Annotated in this window: 22 protein-coding genes and 1 tRNA gene; 15 read left to right on the top strand and 8 right to left on the bottom strand. The window is 65.3% G+C overall.

Annotated elements, in window-relative coordinates; genetic code table 11:
- Positions 1-54: 54 nt before the first annotated feature.
- From rnhA to ispH, 3 genes are read right to left on the bottom strand one after another with little or no spacing between them, the layout of a single operon-like run.
- Positions 55-516, bottom strand: a complete 462-nt coding sequence (rnhA, locus tag HEQ22_RS09860) for a ribonuclease HI (protein WP_432767729.1) — start codon at positions 514-516, stop codon at positions 55-57.
- The gene (gene thrB / locus HEQ22_RS09855; RefSeq protein WP_432767728.1) at positions 513-1475 is read right to left on the bottom strand and encodes a homoserine kinase; all 963 of its coding nucleotides are present in this window, start codon (positions 1473-1475) and stop codon (positions 513-515) included. The genes rnhA and thrB overlap by 4 nt, the downstream gene beginning before the upstream one ends.
- Positions 1475-2461 (bottom strand): 4-hydroxy-3-methylbut-2-enyl diphosphate reductase, encoded by a 987-nt coding sequence (gene ispH / locus HEQ22_RS09850; protein ID WP_432767727.1) that lies wholly within the window; start codon positions 2459-2461, stop codon positions 1475-1477. Before ispH ends, thrB begins: the two co-directional genes overlap by 1 nt.
- Positions 2462-2608: 147 nt before the next feature.
- On the opposite strand from ispH, the gene HEQ22_RS09845 reads away from it, so the two are divergent.
- From HEQ22_RS09845 to tatC, 9 genes are all read left to right on the top strand, one after another.
- Complete coding sequence (locus HEQ22_RS09845; RefSeq protein WP_432767726.1) at positions 2609-3280, top strand: hypothetical protein; 672 nt, start codon at positions 2609-2611, stop codon at positions 3278-3280.
- Positions 3281-3417: 137 nt separating this feature from the next.
- Positions 3418-5145, top strand: a complete 1728-nt coding sequence (argS, locus tag HEQ22_RS09840; RefSeq protein ID WP_432767725.1) for an arginine--tRNA ligase — start codon at positions 3418-3420, stop codon at positions 5143-5145.
- Positions 5145-5924: an SPOR domain-containing protein gene (locus tag HEQ22_RS09835; RefSeq protein WP_432767724.1), complete on the top strand. Its 780-nt coding sequence runs from the start codon at positions 5145-5147 to the stop codon at positions 5922-5924. The genes argS and HEQ22_RS09835 overlap by 1 nt, the downstream gene beginning before the upstream one ends.
- A 107-nt stretch (positions 5925-6031) precedes the next feature.
- Positions 6032-7039 carry a beta-N-acetylhexosaminidase gene (nagZ, locus tag HEQ22_RS09830; protein WP_432767723.1) on the top strand — a complete coding sequence of 336 codons (1008 nt, stop codon included), beginning with the start codon at positions 6032-6034 and terminating at the stop codon, positions 7037-7039.
- Positions 7040-7046: 7 nt separating this feature from the next.
- Entirely contained in the window at positions 7047-7814 is a 768-nt protein-coding gene (locus HEQ22_RS09825) for a segregation and condensation protein A (RefSeq protein ID WP_432767722.1), read from the top strand.
- Positions 7811-8410: an SMC-Scp complex subunit ScpB gene (gene scpB, locus HEQ22_RS09820; RefSeq protein WP_432767721.1), complete on the top strand. Its 600-nt coding sequence runs from the start codon at positions 7811-7813 to the stop codon at positions 8408-8410. Before HEQ22_RS09825 ends, scpB begins: the two co-directional genes overlap by 4 nt.
- A 71-nt stretch (positions 8411-8481) precedes the next feature.
- Positions 8482-8715, top strand: coding sequence for a twin-arginine translocase TatA/TatE family subunit (locus HEQ22_RS09815; RefSeq protein ID WP_432767720.1), 234 nt, complete (start codon positions 8482-8484; stop codon positions 8713-8715).
- Positions 8716-8746: 31 nt separating this feature from the next.
- Positions 8747-9127, top strand: coding sequence for a Sec-independent protein translocase protein TatB (gene tatB / locus HEQ22_RS09810; protein WP_432767719.1), 381 nt, complete (start codon positions 8747-8749; stop codon positions 9125-9127).
- Positions 9124-9933: a twin-arginine translocase subunit TatC gene (gene tatC, locus HEQ22_RS09805; RefSeq protein WP_432767718.1), complete on the top strand. Its 810-nt coding sequence runs from the start codon at positions 9124-9126 to the stop codon at positions 9931-9933. The genes tatB and tatC overlap by 4 nt, the downstream gene beginning before the upstream one ends.
- Before the next feature lie 15 nt (positions 9934-9948).
- Here the strand turns inward: tatC and HEQ22_RS09800 are convergent, their stop codons facing one another.
- Together HEQ22_RS09800 and mgtE are read right to left on the bottom strand one after the other, a co-directional pair.
- Positions 9949-10077: an entericidin A/B family lipoprotein gene (locus HEQ22_RS09800; protein ID WP_088440733.1), complete on the bottom strand. Its 129-nt coding sequence runs from the start codon at positions 10075-10077 to the stop codon at positions 9949-9951.
- A 223-nt stretch (positions 10078-10300) separates the two neighbouring features.
- Positions 10301-11728, bottom strand: coding sequence for a magnesium transporter (gene mgtE / locus HEQ22_RS09795; protein ID WP_432767717.1), 1428 nt, complete (start codon positions 11726-11728; stop codon positions 10301-10303).
- Positions 11729-11895: 167 nt separating this feature from the next.
- Here mgtE and HEQ22_RS09790 point away from each other — a divergent pair, with 167 nt between their 5' ends.
- Positions 11896-12345 carry a peptidylprolyl isomerase gene (locus HEQ22_RS09790; RefSeq protein WP_432767716.1) on the top strand — a complete coding sequence of 150 codons (450 nt, stop codon included), beginning with the start codon at positions 11896-11898 and terminating at the stop codon, positions 12343-12345.
- A gap of 37 nt (positions 12346-12382) precedes the next feature.
- Here HEQ22_RS09790 and HEQ22_RS09785 read toward each other — a convergent pair whose 3' ends face one another.
- On the bottom strand, positions 12383-13507 hold the full coding sequence (locus tag HEQ22_RS09785; protein WP_432767715.1) for an NAD(P)H-dependent flavin oxidoreductase: 1125 nt from the start codon (positions 13505-13507) through the stop codon (positions 12383-12385).
- Between the two features lie 104 nt (positions 13508-13611).
- On the opposite strand from HEQ22_RS09785, the gene nadC reads away from it, so the two are divergent.
- The 3 genes from nadC to HEQ22_RS09770 all read left to right on the top strand — a co-directional run bounded on the left by nadC (position 13612) and on the right by HEQ22_RS09770 (position 15483).
- Positions 13612-14460, top strand: coding sequence for a carboxylating nicotinate-nucleotide diphosphorylase (nadC, locus tag HEQ22_RS09780; RefSeq protein ID WP_432767714.1), 849 nt, complete (start codon positions 13612-13614; stop codon positions 14458-14460).
- Positions 14447-15163, top strand: coding sequence for a ribonuclease T2 family protein (locus HEQ22_RS09775; RefSeq protein WP_432767713.1), 717 nt, complete (start codon positions 14447-14449; stop codon positions 15161-15163). The genes nadC and HEQ22_RS09775 overlap by 14 nt, the downstream gene beginning before the upstream one ends.
- 98 nt (positions 15164-15261) lie before the next feature.
- Positions 15262-15483 carry a hypothetical protein gene (locus HEQ22_RS09770; RefSeq protein ID WP_432767712.1) on the top strand — a complete coding sequence of 74 codons (222 nt, stop codon included), beginning with the start codon at positions 15262-15264 and terminating at the stop codon, positions 15481-15483.
- A 238-nt stretch (positions 15484-15721) separates the two neighbouring features.
- On the opposite strand, the gene HEQ22_RS09765 is transcribed toward HEQ22_RS09770, so the two are convergent.
- Positions 15722-15807: transfer RNA gene (locus HEQ22_RS09765), tRNA-Leu, on the bottom strand.
- A gap of 89 nt (positions 15808-15896) precedes the next feature.
- Between HEQ22_RS09765 and HEQ22_RS09760 the strand changes: the two genes are divergently transcribed.
- Together HEQ22_RS09760 and HEQ22_RS09755 are read left to right on the top strand one after the other, a co-directional pair.
- Positions 15897-16844: an ABC transporter ATP-binding protein gene (locus HEQ22_RS09760; RefSeq protein ID WP_432767711.1), complete on the top strand. Its 948-nt coding sequence runs from the start codon at positions 15897-15899 to the stop codon at positions 16842-16844.
- Positions 16841-17608, top strand: a complete 768-nt coding sequence (locus tag HEQ22_RS09755) for an ABC transporter permease (protein ID WP_432767710.1) — start codon at positions 16841-16843, stop codon at positions 17606-17608. Before HEQ22_RS09760 ends, HEQ22_RS09755 begins: the two co-directional genes overlap by 4 nt.
- 250 nt (positions 17609-17858) lie before the next feature.
- Here the strand turns inward: HEQ22_RS09755 and ihfB are convergent, their stop codons facing one another.
- Positions 17859-18137, bottom strand: a complete 279-nt coding sequence (gene ihfB / locus HEQ22_RS09750; RefSeq protein WP_432767709.1) for an integration host factor subunit beta — start codon at positions 18135-18137, stop codon at positions 17859-17861.
- Between the last annotated feature and the right edge of the window lie 148 nt (positions 18138-18285).

Here is an 18285-nt window from a genome sequence, read left to right as displayed (position 1 = left end):
CCTACATCGATGGGCTTGAACCAGGCGGCCGAATGAGCCCACGGGAGAAGGCGTTCAGCGCGTCCGCGCCTTTCGCATGACGTCCAGCGCAGCGTCGCTCGCGAGTTTGTCGGCCATCTCGTTGTCGCCGTGCCCGGCATGGCCCTTGACCCACAGCCACTCGATGTCGTGGCGCGCCGCCTCGACGACCAGCCGCTGCCACAGGTCGGCGTTGGCCACGGGTTTCTTCGCCGCGGTCTTCCACCCGTTCTTCTGCCAGCCGAACACCCATTTGGTGATGCCGTCACGGACATAGACGCTGTCGGTCGACAGTTCGACGTTGCAGCGGCGCTTGAGCGCCGCGAGCGCTTCGATCGCCGCCATCATCTCCATGCGGTTGTTCGTGGTGTCGGGTTCGCCGCCCGACAGGGTCTTCACGACATCGCCCCAGCGCAGCACCGCGCCCCAGCCGCCCGGCCCTGGATTGCCCTTGCACGCGCCATCGGTGGCGACGATCACCGTCTTGCCCTCGGTCATGCGACAGCGAACAGGCTGGCTGCGTCGTCGGCCTGGTAGCGGCGCAGGCGATTGAGAAAAGGCGCAGGGTCCTTGCGCGTCACCAGCGCGTCGGCCGGCGTATGCACCCAGTCGTGGGCGCGGGTGAGCAGGAAGCGCAACGCAGCGCCGCGCGCGAGCAACGGCAGTGCCGCCATCTCGGCGTCGGACAGCGATATTTCGCGCGCGTAACCACGCATCAGCGCGTGCGCGCGCGCTTTGTCGCACCGCAGGCCGTCATGGGAAAAGGTCCATGCCGCGTGGGTGACCGCAACGTCGTAGGCCCGAAAATCGGTCGCGGCGAAATAGAAATCGATCAGACCAGTCACGCGCTCGCCGAGCATCAGGACGTTGTCGGGGAACAGGTCGGCGTGGATGACATGCGCCGGCAGCGTCGCCGGCCAGTTCGCATCGAGCCAGGCAAACTCGTCAGCGACGATCGCCTGCAAACCCGGCACCACCGCGTCGAGGTCGCCCGTCGCTTCGGCGACGGCGCGCCAGTGGCGGTGTCCCATGCTGTTCGCGCGGGTGCCGGAATAGGTTTGGAGCGCCCGGTGCATCGCGCCGAGCGCGGCGCCGGCCGCGTCGCACTGAGCCGGCGTGGGGCGCGTCAGCGAAATGCCGGGCAGAAACTGGATGATACAGGCGGCGCGGGCCGATATCTGCTGAATCGCCGTGCCGGTGCGGTCGCGGATCATCGCCGGGACAGCGCAGCCCGATGCGGCAAGGTGATCGAGCAGATCGACGAAAAACGGCAGATCCCCGGCACGCACCCGCTTCTCGTACAGGGTCAGGATGAAGCGGCCACCGGTGGTCTCGAGCAGGAAGTTGCTGTTTTCGACGCCCTCGGCGATCCCCTTGCACGACAGCACAGTGCCAATGTCGTAGCGGCCGACGAGCGCGGCAAGATCGTCGGGCTCGACGCCCGTATAAACCGCCATCAGGCGCCGGCCGGTTCTAGTCCACGCGGCAGCTTGAACACCATGGTTTCCTCGGCCGTGACGACGAAATCTTCGACGATCGTGCGGTGGGTGGCGACCGCTTCGATCACTTCGCGCACCAGCGTCTCCGGCGCGCTCGCGCCCGCCGTAATGCCCAGCGTAGCGATGTCGCAGAGCCATTCGGGATCGACATCGGTGCCGCGCTGGACGAGGTGTGCAGGGGTGCCCATGCGTTCGGCGACCTCGACCAGCCGCAGGCTGTTCGAACTGTTCGGCGCGCCGATGACGATTACCCGGTCGCACTCTTTGGCAATCGCCTTCACCGCTTCCTGCCGGTTCGACGTTGCGTAGCAGATATCCTCGCCGCGCGGGCCGGCAATCGTCGGGAAACGGTGCTGGAGCGCGGTGATGATATCGCGGGTATCGTCGACCGAGAGGGTGGTCTGGGTCAGAAAAGCCAGATTGTCGGCGTCCGCGGGTTCCAACGCCGCAACATCGTCGACCGATTCGACCAGGGTCATCGCACCGGCGGGCAACTGGCCCAGCGTCCCGATGACCTCGGGGTGTCCGGCATGGCCGATGAAGACGATATGACGACCGGCTTCATGGTTGCGCTCGGCCTGGCGGTGCACCTTCGACACCAGCGGACAGGTCGCGTCGATATAGTCGAGACCGCGCATTTCGGCCTTGGCGGGGACCGCTTTCGGGACACCATGGGCGCTGAACACCACGGGCACGCCATCGGGCACCTGATCGAGCGATTCGACGAAAATCGCGCCCTGAGCCTTCAGCGTTTCAACCACATAGCGATTGTGAACGATTTCGTGGCGGACGTAGACGGGCGCGCCAAAACGTTCGATCGCCAGCTCGACGATACGGATCGCGCGATCGACGCCGGCGCAAAAGCCGCGCGGGGCAGCCACCAAAACCTTGAGTTTGGCGGTTTCGTTGCCACCGGGGCGCAATGTCGGATCGATAGCGTTCATGACCAGCGCGCTCTAGCGCAGCAGGGCATATCGGGTAAAGCGGCTTCGTCCCCGTTGCGCCGCGTTCATCGCACCGATAAGAAGCGGCGCGCATGAAGCGGGAATATCCTATCTCGCCCCTCGCGCCCATTGGAAAGCCCGATCATCATGATGTCCATTTCGTCCCCGCCCCGTAAGTTTCTCGTCGCATTGTGCGGCACGGCGGCGCTGGCGACGGTGGCGGGCTGCGCCAAGGACAACGACATCGACGTGTCGTCGGGGGTCGGGATCACCGCCACCCGCTCGACCTGTCCGGCGGTCGCGGTGCCGCTGCACACCGGCGATGTCACGCTGTTCGATCCCGCAACCAGCCGCGATGCCGCCGCGATCGATGTCGTCGCCGCGATCACCAACCTGACGCCGCAGTGCAACGACACGGGCGAGAAGGTCTATCAGCTGGCGAGTTTCGACGTCGTGGCGACACGGCGCGACGCCGGGCCGGCGCGCACGGTAACGCTGCCCTATTTCTCGACTGTCGTGCAGGGCGGCACGGCAATCGTCGCAAAGCGGCTGGGCAGCGTGACCGTGACGTTTGCCGACGGACAGGTGCGCGGCACCGGCCGCGGCCAGGCGTCGGCCTATGTCGATCGGACCGCGGCGACGTTGCCCGCCGACATCCGCGACCGCATCACCCGCAAGCGGCGTGCTGGCGACCAGGACGCCGCGGTCGATCCGCTCAGCCTGCCCGAAGTGCGTGCCGCGGTGCAGCGCGCCAGCTTCGAGCTGCTTGTCGGCTTTCAGCTGACGCAGGAACAGCTCGAATATAACGTGCGACGATAGCGATCGCGGCGGCGCGCCCAAGCGCCGTTCGCTTTGTCTCGCCCTGCGGCGCCATTCGGGCGGCGCAGGGCTTTTCGCGTTACCCAAGCTGGGCTAGGGCGCGCGCAGACTTTATCCGATGATAGCTAGGATCCGCCGTGACCTTGTTCAGCCGCTTTTCCGACCATATCGATGCCGCGCTCGACGCGCTTGTCGCGCGCGATGCCTTGCCCGCCGGGCTCGACCGCGCGGCGATCAGCGTCGAGCCGCCGCGGGACGCGGCGCACGGCGACGTCGCGACCAACGCGGCGATGGTGCTTGCCAAGCCCGCCGGGATGAACCCGCGTGCTGTCGCCGACCTGCTCGTGGCCGAACTTGGCGCGCTCGCCGAAGTGACCGAGGCGAGCGTCGCCGGCCCCGGCTTTATCAATTTGCGCCTTGCCGACGACAGCTGGCGCGACGAGCTGGCGGCGGTCCACGCCGCGGGCGCCGACTATGGCCGCTCCACCATGGGCGGCGGGCGGCGGGTCAATGTCGAATATGTTTCGGCGAATCCCACCGGTCCGATGCATGTCGGCCATTGCCGCGGCGCGGTCGTCGGCGACGCGCTCGCGGCGCTGCTCGAATATGCCGGACATGACGTCACCCGCGAATATTATGTCAACGACGCTGGCGGACAGGTCGACGTGCTCGCGCGGTCGGTGCACCTGCGGTACCGCGAAGCGCTGGGCGAAGACGTCGGTGCGGTCCCCGAGGGGCTGTATCCCGGCGACTATCTGATCCCCGTCGCGCAGAAACTGGCGACCGAATATGGCGACCGCTTCGTCGGGGCGCCCGAAAGCGCGTGGCTTGGGTTGTTCCGCGCCGAAGCGGTCAGCGCGATGATGGACATGATCCGCGCCGATCTCGCCAAGCTCGGCATCCATCACGACCTGTTTTCGTCCGAGGCCGAATTACAGGCCGCTGGCAAACCCGCCGACGCCGAACAATGGCTGCGCGATCACGATCTCGTTTATGATGGCGTGCTCGAAGCGCCGAAGGGTGAAATGCCCGAAGATTGGGAACCGGTCGAACTGCCGCTGTTCCGCTCGACCAGGTTCGGCGATGATCAGGACCGGCCGATCAAGAAGTCGGACGGCAGCTGGACCTATTTCGGCGCCGACCTCGCCTATCATTTTCAGAAGGCCGAATCGGCCGACGAATTGATCGACATCTGGGGCGCCGACCATGCCGGGACGGTCAAGCGGATCAAGGCGGCGGTCGCGGCGTTGACCGGCGGCAAAAAGAAATTCGACGTCAAGCTGGTCCAGATGGTCCGCCTGCTCAAAAACGGCGAGCCGTTCAAAATGTCGAAACGCGCCGGCAATTTCGTCACGCTGGCCGACATCGTCGACGAGGTCGGCAAAGATGCGGTCCGTTTCACCATGCTGACCCGCAAAGCCGACGCGCAGATGGATTTCGACTTCGCCAAGGTGGTCGAGGCGTCGCGCGATAATCCGGTCTTTTATGTGCAATATGCTCATGCGCGGATTGCCTCGCTGAAGCGCAAGCTGGGCGAAGCGGGCATTGCGCCCGCCGCCCCGAATGCCGCGCGTCTCGACGATTATGAACTTGGCCTCGTCAAGCTGCTCGCGCAATTTCCGCGCATCGTCGACGCCGCAGCATCAGCGCGCGAACCGCACCGCGTCGCTTTCTATCTCGGCGAAGTCGCGGCGGCGTTCCATGCGTGGTGGAACCTTGGTAACGATCGCCCCGACACCCGTGTCATTATGACCGATGATCCCGAACTGACCGCGACGCGCCTTTATTTGGCCGACGGAATCGGGCAGGTTATCCGCAACGGGCTCCACCTGATGGGGGTAGAGGCGCTCGAGGAGATGCTGTGATGGCGGGCGAGCAGAACAGGGATGCCGACGAAGCGGGGCTGGAGCTGGACGGCGAAGATCGCCTGCCCTGGCTCGAAGCGGCCGACGATTATGACGAGGACGGCGAAGTGTCGCCGGTGCGGTTGCTGGTCATGGTGCTGGGCGGGCTGCTCCTGATCGGCGCCGTGCTCGGCGGCCTGTGGTGGATCCAGAATGGCGGCTCGCGCGGGCAGGGTGAACTGATCGCGGCGCAGGACGGCGACTATAAGGTGGCGCCGAAAAATGATGCCGCCAAGACGTTCGAGGGCGAGGGCGACGCCAGCTTCGCCGCGAGCGAAGGCGCCGCGCCCGGCGCCAAGGTCGACCCGAGCCGGATGCCCGAAGAGCCGGCGGTAACCCCGCAGGACCGCGAGGCTGCCGCGGCCAAGGCGAGCGCGGCCAAGGCTGCCGCCGCAAAGGCCGCTGCAACGCGCGGCGCGGCCACAAAAAAGGGCGAACCGAAGCCCGCGGCGACATCGGCGAAAACGCCCGATACGAAAACCGCCCCGCCGCCGGCCGCATCGGGTGCGGCGATGGTCCAGCTTGGCGCGTTCAGCAGCGAGGCGGCCGCCAACAAGGCGTGGACGAACCTGTCGAAGCGCTTTTCCTACCTCGCCGATCTCGGCAAGTCGGTGTCGCCGGCCAAGGTTGGCGACGGCACCGTCTATCGCCTGCGTGTCGCCGCTGGCACGTCGGCTAACGCTTCGAATTTGTGCGGGAAATTGCGAGTCGCGGGTGAAAATTGCGTCATCGTCCGCTGATTCGCCCCGTTTGGCCGCAGCGGACATTGGTTCGCGGACGCTGCTGTGCCATCATACGCGCTTGGTTGCCGCATGAGGGGGCGCCGGCCGATGGAGGTTGACGCACGATGATACCCGCTATTTTCAGCCCGTCCGGTCTGACGCTGACCGACGACGAACGCGCCTTCTTTCGCGACAGCGACCCGGCGGGCTATATCCTCTTTGGTCGTAACATCGCGAACCGCGAACAGCTGCGCCGACTGACCGACGAACTTCGCGCCCTCGACGGGCGGGCGAACCTGCCGATCCTGATCGATCAGGAGGGTGGACGCGTCGCGCGGATGAAATCGCCCGAATGGCCCGATTTTCCCAATGGCGCCGCATTCGACGCGCTGTACGAGCGCGCGCCTGCCAGCGCGATCGAGGCGGCGCGGCTCAACGCGATGGCGCTTGCGGTCATGCTGGCAGAGGTCGGTATCACCGTTGATTGCCTCCCGCTGCTCGACGTGCGCCAGCCCGGCGCCAGCGACGTGATCGGCGACCGCGCGCTCGGCAGCGAACCGATGCGCGTCGCCGCACTTGGCCGCGCGATCCTCAGCGGGCTGCAGGCGGGCGGCGTTGTCGGCATCGTCAAGCATATCCCGGGGCACGGCCGCGCGTTGCTCGACACCCATAAAGCCTTGCCGGTGGTGGAAGCCCCCGACCGCGATTTGCAGACCGATCTCGCTCCCTTCGCTGCGTTGCGCGACGCCGCGATGGCGATGACGTGCCATGTCGTGTTCAGCGCATGGGATCCCGAACGTCCTGCCACCCTGTCGCCGATCATCATCGACAGCGTTATCCGGCAGCGCATCGGTTTTCACGGCCTGTTGCTGACCGACGACCTCGACATGCAGGCCTTGTCGGGCGACGTGCCCTCGCGCGCGGCCGCCGCGGTGGCGGCGGGGTGCGACATTGCGCTCAATTGCTGGGGCAAGATGGACGATATGATCGGCATCGCCAACGTGCTGGATCCGATCAGCGAGGTGTCGCGGGCGCGGCTCGACGGGGCGATGGACCGCATTGCGGGCGCTGGCGACTCGCGGGCGTTCGACACGCTGGTCGACCAGCGCGACGCGCTGCTGGCGATCGCCTGAGCGCGCGATGGACGCGCTGCCGCTCGATTTCGATGTGGCGCCCCCGGCGGAACGCGACGACGCGCTCCAGCTTTCGCTCGACAGCTGGGAGGGGCCGCTCGACCTGCTGCTGACGCTCGCGCGCGGGCAAAAGGTCGATCTGCGCCAGATATCGATCCTCGATCTGGTCGAACAATATCTGACCTTCATCGCCGAGATGCGCGCCAGGCTGGAGGTCGCGGCCGATTATCTCGTGATGGCGGCGTGGCTCGCCTATCTCAAATCGGCGCTGTTGCTGCCGAAGGACCCACTCGAGGACCCGTCGCCCGATGAGCTGGCACTGCGCCTGCAGCTTCGGCTCCAGCGCCTTGCCGCGATGCGCGAGGCGGCGGCGCGGCTGCTCGCGCGCGACCGGGTCGGGCGCGACGTGTTCCTGCGGCCGAAGCCCGAGGGGCTGCACGATATCAAGCTCCGCCGTTGGGATGCCAGCCTTTACGATCTGCTCGCGGCCTATGGCCAGGTGAAGCTGCGCACCGAGCCGGTCGTCCATATGGTTGCGCGGCGCCCGGTCGTCACGCTCGACGCGGCGCTCCACCATCTGCAGCGGATGATCGGAACCAAGCTCGACTGGGCCGAACTCGCAGATTTCCTGCCGCCAGATTATGACGGTCCGCTGCGCCGTTCGGCGATCGCTTCGAGTTTCGTCGCCGCGCTCGAACTGGCGCGGCAGGGGCGCGTCGATTTGAAACAGGGCGGGGCGTTCGAACCGCTTTATCTGAGGGCTGCGAGCGCATGAACCCGATCGACGACCTCGAACGCGCGATAGAAGCGATGCTGTTTGCCAGCGACGAGCCGCTCGACCCACGCCAGGTGGAGGGGCGTCTGGGCGGCGAACTTTCCTCGGGCACGGTGCGCGCGATCATTGAGGCGATCGCCGCGCGCCATGCCGGCAGCGGCATCGAACTGGTCGAGCGCGGTGGGCATTGGCATTTCCAGACCCCGGCGGATCTGGCGCATCTGCTCCGCCGCGAGCGCGACGATCCGCGCAAGCTGTCGCGCGCGGCGGCGGAGGTGTTAGCGATCGTCGCCTATCACGAGCCGGTCAGCCGCGCCGAGATCGAGGCGATTCGCGGCGTCCAGACCTCGAAAGGCACGCTCGACGTGCTGATGGAGGCCGAGTGGATCGCGCCCGCCGGGCGGCGTGAGGTGCCGGGCAGGCCGTTGATTTACAAGACGACTGACGCGTTCCTGCAACATTTCGGCCTCACCAGCCGCAAGGATTTACCGGGAATCGAGGACCTGCGTGCCGCGGGCCTGCTCGACCCGGTCGATCTGGCGTTCGAGGAAGCGATGGGTGAGCTGGACCTGGTGAAGGACGGCGAAGAGACATAGGCCATTTTTGGTATCCGAACGTGCAATCGGCGCCCGCTGCCCCTATATGGGCGGTTCAAGGAGATTTCGAGATGGGTAGCTTCAGCATCTGGCATTGGCTGGTGGTCGGGATTCTGGTCCTGCTGCTGTTCGGCAAGGGCCGGTTTTCCGACATGATGGGCGACGTCGCCAAGGGGATCAAAAGCTTCAAGAAAGGCATGTCCGAAGACGATGTCCCGCCCGCCGCACCCCGGCATATCGAGGGGCAGCGGCCTCCCGAGGTGACGCCCGTCACGACGCCGACGCCCGAGCACGACAAGCTCTGATCGCCATCCGCCTGCGGGGCTGATTTAAACGATGTTCGACGTCGCGCCGACCGAGTTGCTGCTCGTCGCGCTGGTGGCCTTGGTGGTCATCGGTCCCAAGGACTTGCCCAAGGCGATGCGCTTTGTCGGCAAATGGATGGGCAAGGCACGCGGCATGGCGCGTCATTTCCGGTCGGGTCTCGACACCATGATGCGCGAGGCCGAACTGGAAGAGCTGGAAAAACAGTGGCGCGAACAGAATGACGCGATAATGCGCGAATTCCCGCGCGTCGATGGCGTGGTTGCGCAACCGATGATTCCGGCCACCAGCTTGCCGCCGGCCGATGGACCGACCGAGACACAAGACGAAGCTGCGGCCGCGACCAAGCCCGAAACCCATGTCGTTCCGCCCAAGGATGGCCCGCTGCCATGACCGCGGAAACGCCCGGCGCGGGAGAGAATGAAGACGGCGCCGGCGGCAAAATGCCGCTGCTCGACCATCTGATCGAACTTCGTTCGCGACTGCTTAAATCGCTGATCGCGATCGGTCTGGCGTTCGGCGTCTGCCTTTATTACGCCGAACCTATATTCAGCATTTTGGTGCAGCCGCTCGTCGCCGCGGGACAGGGTAAGATCATCTACACCCAGCTGTTCGAAGCGTTTTTCGTGCAGATCAAGGTCGCGCTGTTCGCATCGATGATGATCGCGTTTCCGGTGATCACCAACCAGCTATGGAAATTCGTCGCGCCGGGACTTTATCGCCAGGAAAAGCGGGCGTTGCTGCCGTTCCTGTTCGCGACGCCGGTGTTGTTCACGGCGGGTGCCTGTATGGCCTATTTCGTCACCGTGCCGGTCGCGCTCAAATTTCTCTTGGGGTATCAGGGTGATATGGGCGGCATCCAGCAGGAAGCGCTGCCATCGGTCGCCAATTATCTCAGCTTCATCATGCAATTCATCATGGCATTCGGGATCGCCTTCTTGCTGCCGATTTTTCTGATGCTGATCGAGCGGTCGGGTCTGGTGACCCGGCAGCAACTGGTGTCCGCGCGGCGCTACATGATCGTTGCCGCGTTCGCGATTGCCGCTGTCGCCACCCCGCCCGACATCCTCAGCCAGTTCCTGCTCGCGATCCCACTGATCGTCCTATACGAATTTTCGATCTTCGCGATCTGGTTTACCCAGCGCCGACGCAAAACAGGCGCCGAATCGGCGCCTGTCGAGCCTCTCGAGGAGGCTTAGGGTAAGCGGGAGAAATCAGTCGATGGCGTCGCTGCCGGCCTGACCGACCGATTCGATGTCGCGGCCTGCACCCTTGACGGTGTTGCAGCCGGTGACGGCGACGCTTGCCAAAACGGCGAGAATGATAGCGCGGAAACTCGTCATTTCAAAAACCTCTCCGAAAAGATGCAAAATGGCCCGGCACGCTTCGAGGGGGGGGGGAGGGAATACGCGCCGGGCCAATGTTGCTGAGCAGCGCTGCGGGGGGGCGATGACCGCTGCTCGAAAGGGAAACGAGCAAATCGCGGGATAAGTTCCCTGAAAAAATTGCGCCCCTAAACTTTTTTATGTCGGTCTTCGTATGCCGCACAACTTCAACGGTTTTTGCTCAAAGCGTGGTCAGGCCGCTGAGCACCGCGAGGCCGAGGAACGCCAGAAACCCCATCGAATCGGTCGTCATGGTGACGAATATCGAGCTGGCGACGGCCGGATCCTGATCGAGCCGATCGAGCAGCAGCGGGATCGCGACCCCCGCGACCCCGGCGACGAAGATGTTGACGATCATCGCCGCGGCAATGACGGCGCCGAGTTGGGGGTTGGCGAACCAGACCGCAGTGCCGATGCCTGCGAGAAGCGCGATGGTCGCGCCGTTGAGCAGCGCGATCTTCATCTCGCGAAACACCGCGCGCCAACTGTTCGAATCGGTCAGCTGGTTCATCGCCAGCGCGCGCACGGTGACCGCCAGCGTCTGGGTGCCGGCATTGCCGCCGACGCCGGCGACGATCGGCATCAGCGCCGCAAGCGCAACCATATGTTCGATCGCGCCGCCAAAATAGCCGACGATCGACGACGCAAGCAGCGCGGTGCCCAGATTGGCGACAAGCCACCGCACCCGCGCACTATAGGTTTCGCGGATCGGTTCGTTGATGTCGCCATCGCCGGCGCCCGACAGGCGGAGGATATCTTCGCCCGCCTCTTCCTGGATGATGTGGACGATATCGTCGACGGTGATCATGCCGACCAGCCGCCCCGACCGGTCGATGACCGCCGCCGAAATCAGGGCATATTTCTGAAAGCGCAGCGCGACCTCTTCCTGATCCATATCGACCGGGATCAAAGTCTGTTCGCGCTTCATCACGTCGCTGATAGCAATGTCGCGCGGAGTGCGGAGGATCCAGCTGAGCTGGCAACTGCCGACCGGGCGGTGCATCGGATCCACGACGAAGATTTCCCAGAAGTCGGTGGTCAGGCCACCATCGTCGCGCAGCCTGTCGATAACATCGCCGACGGTGACATGTTCGGGCACCGCGACCAGATCGCGCTGCATCAGGCGGCCGGCGGATTCTTCCGGAAACGAGAGGGCGTCCTCGATCGCGGCGCGATCCTCGGGCTCCATCGCGTCGAGCACCGCCTGCTGCTCGTCGGCCTCCATATCCTCGATGATCGCGACCGCGTCGTCGGTATCGAGTTCGGAGGCGAGTTCGGCGACCTGTTCGGGGTCGAGAAGATCGATCAGTTCCTCGCGAACATAATCGTTCATTTCCGCCAACACGTCGGCGGAAAGCATGTCGCCGAGCACCGCAGCGAGCATCGGGCGCTCGTCGGGGCGCGCAAGTTCGAACAAATCCGCAATGTCGGCGGGATGGAGGCGCCCGATCCGTTCGCGCGCCGCCTCGCCTTCGCCGGCTTCGGCAAGCTCGAGCACATCGCGGACGAATTGCGGCCGCAACCGGTCGTCTTCGTCGAGCTCGGTTTCGGACACCATGGCGTCGATCAGCATGTCGTCGGGGGGCAGGGATTCTTCGCGTTTGTCCATCGCGCGGTCCTCCCTATATTGCGCCGGCAGCCGGTCGGCGGGCCGTGATCTCCCCTAGTCCCGGCACCGCGATATGGCAACGCGCCCGCGGCAATTAATGCGTGGCAATGCCGTCGTCGCCCGCTATGGCACCGGCAGTTTTACAACCCGGATCAAAGGAGCCGCTCATGACCGACCAGACCCTTACCCTCACTCTGTCGACCGGCGATGTCGTCATCCGCCTCCGCCCCGATCTGGCGCCGTTGCATGTCGAGCGCATCACCAGCCTCGCGAACGAAGGCTTCTACGACGACGTCGTGTTCCACCGCGTGATCCCCGGTTTCATGGCGCAGGGCGGCGACCCGACCGGCACCGGCATGGGCGGCAGCCAGCTGCCCGATCTGGCGCAGGAATTCAGCAGCGAACCGCACGTCCGCGGCGTCTGCTCGATGGCGCGCGCCCAGAACCCGAACAGCGCGAACAGCCAGTTCTTCATCTGCTTCGACGATGCGCGCTTCCTCGACAACCAGTATACCGTCTGGGGCGAAGTGATCGAGGGCATGGACAATGTCGACGCGCTGCCCAAGGGCGAGCCGCCGCGCGAACCCGGCAAGATCGTCAAGGCGACGGTTGGTTGACACCAGAAAATCCTCGCTTCGGCGGGGATTTTTTTGCCTATTCGCCGATAAAGCCGTTCAGCCGTTCGCAGGCGGCGATCCAGTCGGCCTTGAACTCTTGGACGACCTGGCTGGCGCCCATCGCCTCGTTCATCAGGCCGACGCCTTGCCCGACCCAATAGGTTGCGAGCGCCTTGGCGCCCTCGTGGCCGCCCTCGGCGAGCTTGTCGACCTTGCGCAGCGCGGGTTCGCTGACCAGCGATTGAAGCGGCATCGGCAGCGGCTTCGGAGCGCCCTCCGCCTCCCACGCGTCGGTCCACGGCGAGCGCAGCTGGCGTGAGGGTTTGCCGGTGCGGCTTTTCGACCGCACGGTGTCGCGCGAGCTGGCGGCGAGCATCTTTTCCTTCACCACCGGATTCGTTTCGGCCTCGGCGGTGGTCAGCCACACCGATCCGGTCCACGCGCCATGCGCGCCCATCGCCATCGCGGCGGCCATCTGGCGGCCGGTGACGATCCCGCCCGCGGCGAGGATCGGGGTGTTCGCGCCGACCGCCGCGACGGCGGCAGCGACTTCGGGCACGAGGACCATCGTCGCGACCTCGCCGCAATGGCCGCCGGCTTCGCCGCCCGCGACGACGAGGATGTCGACCCCCGCGCGCACCTGCGTCAGCGCGTGATCGCGGGTGCCGACGAGCGCGGCGACGGGGACATTATGGCGCTTGCCGAGTTCGAGCATCAGCGGCGGCGGCACGCCGAGCGCATTGGCGATCAGCTTGATGGGGTGGCGGAACGCGACTTCGAGCAGCGCGGCGGCGCCTGCATCGCTCATATTGTCGCCGAGGCTGGAGCTGACGCCGGCCAGGCCGTCGCTTTCGACCTCATGCTGTTCGAGCAGGCCGGCGACGAAGGCCTTGTGCGCTTCGGGTATCGGCGGCAGCGCGGCTCTGGCTTCGCCCTTGCCGGCGAAGCTGTTGGGGACGATCAGATCGACGCCATAGGGACGCCCGCCGATATGCGCGTCGATCCACGCCAGTTCTTCTTCGAGCCGTTCGGGCGGCAGCGAGGCGGCGCCGAAGACGCCCATGCCGCCAGCTTTCGAGACCGCGACGACGACGTCGCGGCAGTGCGAGAAGGCGAGGAGGGGAAATTCGATGGCGAGCATCGCGCAGATCGGGGATTTCATGGGGCGGCTCCATTTTGTCTATCGTTGCGCATATCGTCCATGTCAGCGTTAGTTTACGTAAACGTCAAGTTGATTTGCCGGGGCGAGCCTTTATCGCGGGGGCCATGACCGATTTCACCCTCGCCGATTTCGACCTTGACGCCTTTGTTCGCGCCACTTTGGCCGAGGATCTGGGGGCGGGGGGCGACATCACTTCACTCGCGACAATCCCCGCCGACGCGCGCTTTGCCGGGGTGATGGACAGCCGCGATGCGATCACCGTCGCCGGGCTGCCGATCGCCGAAGCTTTCTTTCGCGCGCTCGATCCCGACATCGACATCGGCATCTGCGTCGCCGAGGGCGAGGCGGTCCCCGCAGGCACCGACCTGATGCGGCTGTCGGGCAAGGCGCGCGCGATGCTGACCGCCGAACGCTCGGCGCTCAACACGGTGCAGCATCTGTCGGGTATCGCGACGATGACGCGCCGCTATGTCGATGCGATCGCGGGGACCGGCGCCACGCTGCTCGACACGCGCAAGACGATCCCCGGCCTGCGCGCGATCGAGAAATATGCGACGCGCATGGGCGGCGCGACCAATCACCGGATGGGATTGTGGGACGCCGCGATGATCAAGGACAATCACGTCGCGGTCGCCGGGTCGGTCGAGGAAGCGGTGCGCCGCGCGGTCGCGGCGGGGATTGCAAACATCATCGTCGAGGTCGACCGCGTCGACCAGGTCGAGCCCGCGCTCGGCGCCGGGGCGACGCACCTGCTGCTCGACAATATGGACCTGGCGATGCTGCGCGAAGCGGTGGCGCTGGTCGCCGGCCGGGTGCCGACCGAGGCGTCGGGCGGAGTGCGGCTCGACACCATTCGCGCGATCGCCGAAACCGGGGTGAGCTATGTTTCGGTCGGACGGCTGACCCAGTCGGCGCCCGCGGCGGACATCGGACTGGACTTTGCGCTGGCTTAGCGGCGCCGTACTGGCGCTGCTCCTCGCTCCGACGGCGGCCGAGGCGCAGGCGCTCGCATGCCGGATTCCCGATCGTATCCCGGTGCCGCGGATCGAGCAGCCGCGCCGCGACGAACCGGTGCGCAAGCCGGCGATCGCCGGTTACCTGCTGGCGATGAGCTGGTCGCCGCAGCATTGCGCGGGCTCGCGCGATCCCGAGGGCCAGCGCGACGGGTTTCAGTGTTCGGGCAAAGGTGGGCGCTTCGGCTGGGTGCTCCACGGCCTGTGGCCCGAGGCGGCAACCCCCGGTTATCCGCAATGGTGCCGCCCGGCGAAGATCGTGCCGAAGCCGGTGCTGCGCGAACATCTGTGCATGACCCCCTCGGTGCAGCTGCTTCAGCACGAATGGGCCAAGCATGGCACGTGCATGAGCACGAACCCCGCCGCCTATTTCCGCGCCGCGGCGATCCTGTTTCGCGCGGTGCGCTTTCCCGACATGCGCGCGCTGGCGGCGAAACCGCGGACCGCAGGCGATGTCCGGCGCGCGTTCGCGGCGGCGAACCAGGGGATCGCGCCGGCGATGGTCGCGGTGGCGATCGACCGCGACGGGTGGCTGAACGAGGTACGGCTGTGTCTTGGCCCGCGGATGCGGCCGCAGCGGTGCCAGCCGTTCCAGGCGGGCGCGCGCGACCGGCGGACGGTGCGAATTCGGCCGATGCCATAAGTTCCATGGTCATTTCGGGCGTGCCGAATTGAAACGCCCGACGCGTTAACGATCTTTTAACCTTACTACTTTGTTAACGCCCCTTTAGCGTGCCGGGCATGGACTCGGATCACGTCAATATTCGCCGCCTCATCCGCGCGCACGATGCGCGGCAGGTCACCATCGCGCGGCTGAACGCGCCCGACGACTGGCAAAGCGAACTGCGCACCGCGCTTGCGGCGCATCGCGAACCGGTATCGATTTTCGCGGGCAGCGACCTGAAGCTGTTTTTGCAGAGTTTCGCGGTGTTCTTCACCGCAACGATGATGTTTTTGATCTGACGGCGAGAGCGGCCGATTCCCGCCATAAAGCCCTCTCCCCTTGGGAGAGGGTTGGTTGAGGGCGTCCGACGTTTGCTTTCGCAGGTGAAGCGGGAACCCTCACCCAACTTCGGCTAGGTTGCTGCGCAACCAAGCCTGCGTATCCCTCTCCCGGCGGGAGAGGGCGAACGCTCCCTCCCTCAGTCGAAAACCGGCGCTGGGCGGTCGCGCGCGTGATTGGCGCGGGGCGGGGGGGGGCTGGTGCGGACGGCGGGACTTGAACCCGCATGACACTAGGCCGGCAGATTTTAAGTCTGCTGCGTCTACCGATTTCGCCACGTCCGCTTGGCCTGCCGGTCAAGCCGATGGGCCGATTGAGGTCAAGCGCTGTTTGCGGCTTCACCCCGCGCCGCGGCTCGGCTAGAGCGGCGGCCATGCAAGCTGTCCTCGAAATTTCCGGCCTCGGAAAAACGTACAAGAGCGGGCACCAGGCGCTGAGCGGTGTCGACCTGACCATCAACAAGGGCGAGATTTTCGCGCTGCTCGGCCCCAATGGCGCGGGCAAGACGACGCTGATCAGCATCGTGTGCGGGATCGTCACCGCCAGCGTCGGCACGGTGACGGTGGGCGGCCACGACCATGCCCGCGGTTATCGTGCTGCGCGGTCGATGATCGGGCTGGTGCCGCAGGAGTTGCACACCGATGCGTTCGAGACGGTGCTGACGACGGTGACCTTTTCGCGCGGGCTGTTCGGCAAGCCGCGCAACCCGGCGTTTATCGAGCAATTGCTCAAGGATCTGTCGCTGTGGGACAAGCGCGCGTCGAAGATCATGGAATTGTCGGGGGGCATGAAGCGCCGGGTGATGATCGCCAAGGCGCTGAGCCATGAGCCCGAAATCCTGTTCCTCGACGAGCCGACCGCCGGGGTCGACGTCGAGCTGCGCCGCGACATGTGGAACATGGTGCGCGGGCTGCGCGAGCGCGGGGTCACGATCATCCTGACCACCCATTATATCGAGGAGGCCGAAGAAATGGCCGACCGCGTCGGCGTGATCAGCAAGGGGCGGCTGATCCTGGTCGAAGAGAAACATGCGCTGATCAAGAAATTGGGGCGCAAGACGCTGACGCTGAATTTGGCCGAGCCGCTGGCGGCGGTTCCCGCCGAGCTGGCCGAATGGAAGCTGGCGCTGGCGGGCGAGGGGCACGAGCTGGTGTATGAATTCGACAGCCACGCCGAGGCGACCGGGGTGCCGTCGCTGTTGCGGCGGATGAGCGACCTCGGCATCGCGTTCAAGGACCTCAACACGCGGCAAAGCTCGCTCGAGGATATTTTCGTCGGGCTGGTGCACGACAGCAGCAAGGCGAACGGAGACGAGCGATGACCGCCAACTGGCGCGGGGTGCGCGCAATCTATCTGTTCGAGCTGGCGCGTTTCGGGCGCACGGTGTGGACCAGCCTGGCCTTGCCGGTCATCACCACGGCGCTGTATTTCGTCGTCTTCGGATCGGCGATCGGCGGGCGGATGACCGAAGTGTCGGGGGTTCCCTATGGCGCTTTCATCGTCCCCGGGCTGATGATGCTGACGATGTTCACCGAAAGCATCAGCAACGCCTCGTTCGGCATCTATATGCCCAAATGGACGGGGACGATTTACGAGATGCTGTCGGCGCCGCTGTCGCCGCTGGAAACGGTGATCGCCTATGTCGGGGCGGCGGCGACGAAGTCGGTGATCATCGGCGCGATCATCTTTGCCACCGCGCATCTGTTCGTCGATGTCGAGGTCGCGCACCCGGTGCTGATGGTCGCCTTCATGATCCTGATGGCGGTCACCTTTTGCCTGTTCGGTTTCATCATCGGCATCTGGGCACAAAGTTTCGAGCAATTGCAGGTGATTCCGCTGCTCGTCGTCTATCCGCTGACCTTTTTGGGCGGCGCTTTTTATTCGCTCGACATGCTGCCCGCGGCGTGGCGGACGGTGACGCTGTTCAATCCGGTCGTCTATCTGATCAGCGGCTTTCGCTGGACCTTTTTCGGCAAAGGCGACGTCGGCATCGAGACCAGCATGGCCGCGGTGGCGCTGTTCCTGACCCTGTGCCTGGGCGTGATTTTCTGGGTGTTCCGGACCGGATACCGGCTGAAGACCTGATTGTTCCGACCAATCTTCATTCCGTCGTCATGCCGAACTTGTTCAGCATCCATGGCCTGCCGCTGCCTTCCACGCTGCGCGGAAGGCGACGATGGACGATGGACCCTGAAACAAGTCAGTCTTTATAGCTTTCGAGCAAGTATCTGCACCCCGGCGAAAGCCGGGGCCCGGGGCGTAGTCACGCAAAGCCAGCTTTCCAACGCTCTGGGTCCCGGCTTTCGCCGGGGTACACGTCCTGTAACGAGCGAACTCAGTCGTTCAGGCGCTCGCGCATTTCCTTGCCGGGTTTGAAATAGGGCACGTTCTTGGCCTGCACCGCGACGGCGGCGCCGGTGCGCGGATTGCGGCCGGTGCGCGATTCGCGGGCGCGGGTGGAGAAGGCGCCGAAGCCGCGCAGTTCGACGCGTCCGCCGGTTGCGAGCTGCTCGACGATCGAGTCGAAGAATGTATCGACGATCTTCTCGACCTCTTCGACGCGAAGATCGCTGTTCTCGCTCGCGATCTTTTGAACCAGTTCGGACCGGATCATCTGCTTTCCCCTAATATATCACGCACGTCCCACGGACGCGGGCCTCCGGTCGTTGCCGGCACCGATGCGTGAGGACCCCTCCCTACGCGGTGCAGAGAGTAACATGAATCAGTTTCGCGTCAAAATATATCGGTGAAACAAAAAGGCC

The sequence above is a fragment of the Sphingopyxis sp. genome, assembly GCF_050916055.1.
GTDB lineage: Bacteria > Pseudomonadota > Alphaproteobacteria > Sphingomonadales > Sphingomonadaceae > Sphingopyxis.
Note: the sequence above shows the minus strand (reverse complement) of the source record. Positions and strands in the feature narration are given on the sequence as shown.

Excerpts from the sequence above, each read along its gene's own strand:
- rnhA (WP_432767729.1), bottom strand. The coding sequence starts at position 516 with ATGACCGAGGGCAAGACGGTGATCGTCGCCACCGATGGCGCGTGCAAG.
- thrB (WP_432767728.1), bottom strand. The coding sequence starts at position 1,475 with ATGGCGGTTTATACGGGCGTCGAGCCCGACGATCTTGCCGCGCTCGTC.
- ispH (WP_432767727.1), bottom strand. The coding sequence starts at position 2,461 with ATGAACGCTATCGATCCGACATTGCGCCCCGGTGGCAACGAAACCGCC.
- HEQ22_RS09845 (WP_432767726.1), top strand. The coding sequence starts at position 2,609 with ATGATGTCCATTTCGTCCCCGCCCCGTAAGTTTCTCGTCGCATTGTGC.
- HEQ22_RS09835 (WP_432767724.1), top strand. The coding sequence starts at position 5,145 with ATGGCGGGCGAGCAGAACAGGGATGCCGACGAAGCGGGGCTGGAGCTG.
- nagZ (WP_432767723.1), top strand. The coding sequence starts at position 6,032 with ATGATACCCGCTATTTTCAGCCCGTCCGGTCTGACGCTGACCGACGAC.
- HEQ22_RS09825 (WP_432767722.1), top strand. The coding sequence starts at position 7,047 with ATGGACGCGCTGCCGCTCGATTTCGATGTGGCGCCCCCGGCGGAACGC.
- scpB (WP_432767721.1), top strand. The coding sequence starts at position 7,811 with ATGAACCCGATCGACGACCTCGAACGCGCGATAGAAGCGATGCTGTTT.
- HEQ22_RS09815 (WP_432767720.1), top strand. The coding sequence starts at position 8,482 with ATGGGTAGCTTCAGCATCTGGCATTGGCTGGTGGTCGGGATTCTGGTC.
- tatB (WP_432767719.1), top strand. The coding sequence starts at position 8,747 with ATGTTCGACGTCGCGCCGACCGAGTTGCTGCTCGTCGCGCTGGTGGCC.
- tatC (WP_432767718.1), top strand. The coding sequence starts at position 9,124 with ATGACCGCGGAAACGCCCGGCGCGGGAGAGAATGAAGACGGCGCCGGC.
- HEQ22_RS09800 (WP_088440733.1), bottom strand. The coding sequence starts at position 10,077 with ATGACGAGTTTCCGCGCTATCATTCTCGCCGTTTTGGCAAGCGTCGCC.
- mgtE (WP_432767717.1), bottom strand. The coding sequence starts at position 11,728 with ATGGACAAACGCGAAGAATCCCTGCCCCCCGACGACATGCTGATCGAC.
- HEQ22_RS09790 (WP_432767716.1), top strand. The coding sequence starts at position 11,896 with ATGACCGACCAGACCCTTACCCTCACTCTGTCGACCGGCGATGTCGTC.
- HEQ22_RS09785 (WP_432767715.1), bottom strand. The coding sequence starts at position 13,507 with ATGAAATCCCCGATCTGCGCGATGCTCGCCATCGAATTTCCCCTCCTC.
- nadC (WP_432767714.1), top strand. The coding sequence starts at position 13,612 with ATGACCGATTTCACCCTCGCCGATTTCGACCTTGACGCCTTTGTTCGC.
- HEQ22_RS09770 (WP_432767712.1), top strand. The coding sequence starts at position 15,262 with ATGGACTCGGATCACGTCAATATTCGCCGCCTCATCCGCGCGCACGAT.
- HEQ22_RS09760 (WP_432767711.1), top strand. The coding sequence starts at position 15,897 with ATGCAAGCTGTCCTCGAAATTTCCGGCCTCGGAAAAACGTACAAGAGC.
- HEQ22_RS09755 (WP_432767710.1), top strand. The coding sequence starts at position 16,841 with ATGACCGCCAACTGGCGCGGGGTGCGCGCAATCTATCTGTTCGAGCTG.
- ihfB (WP_432767709.1), bottom strand. The coding sequence starts at position 18,137 with ATGATCCGGTCCGAACTGGTTCAAAAGATCGCGAGCGAGAACAGCGAT.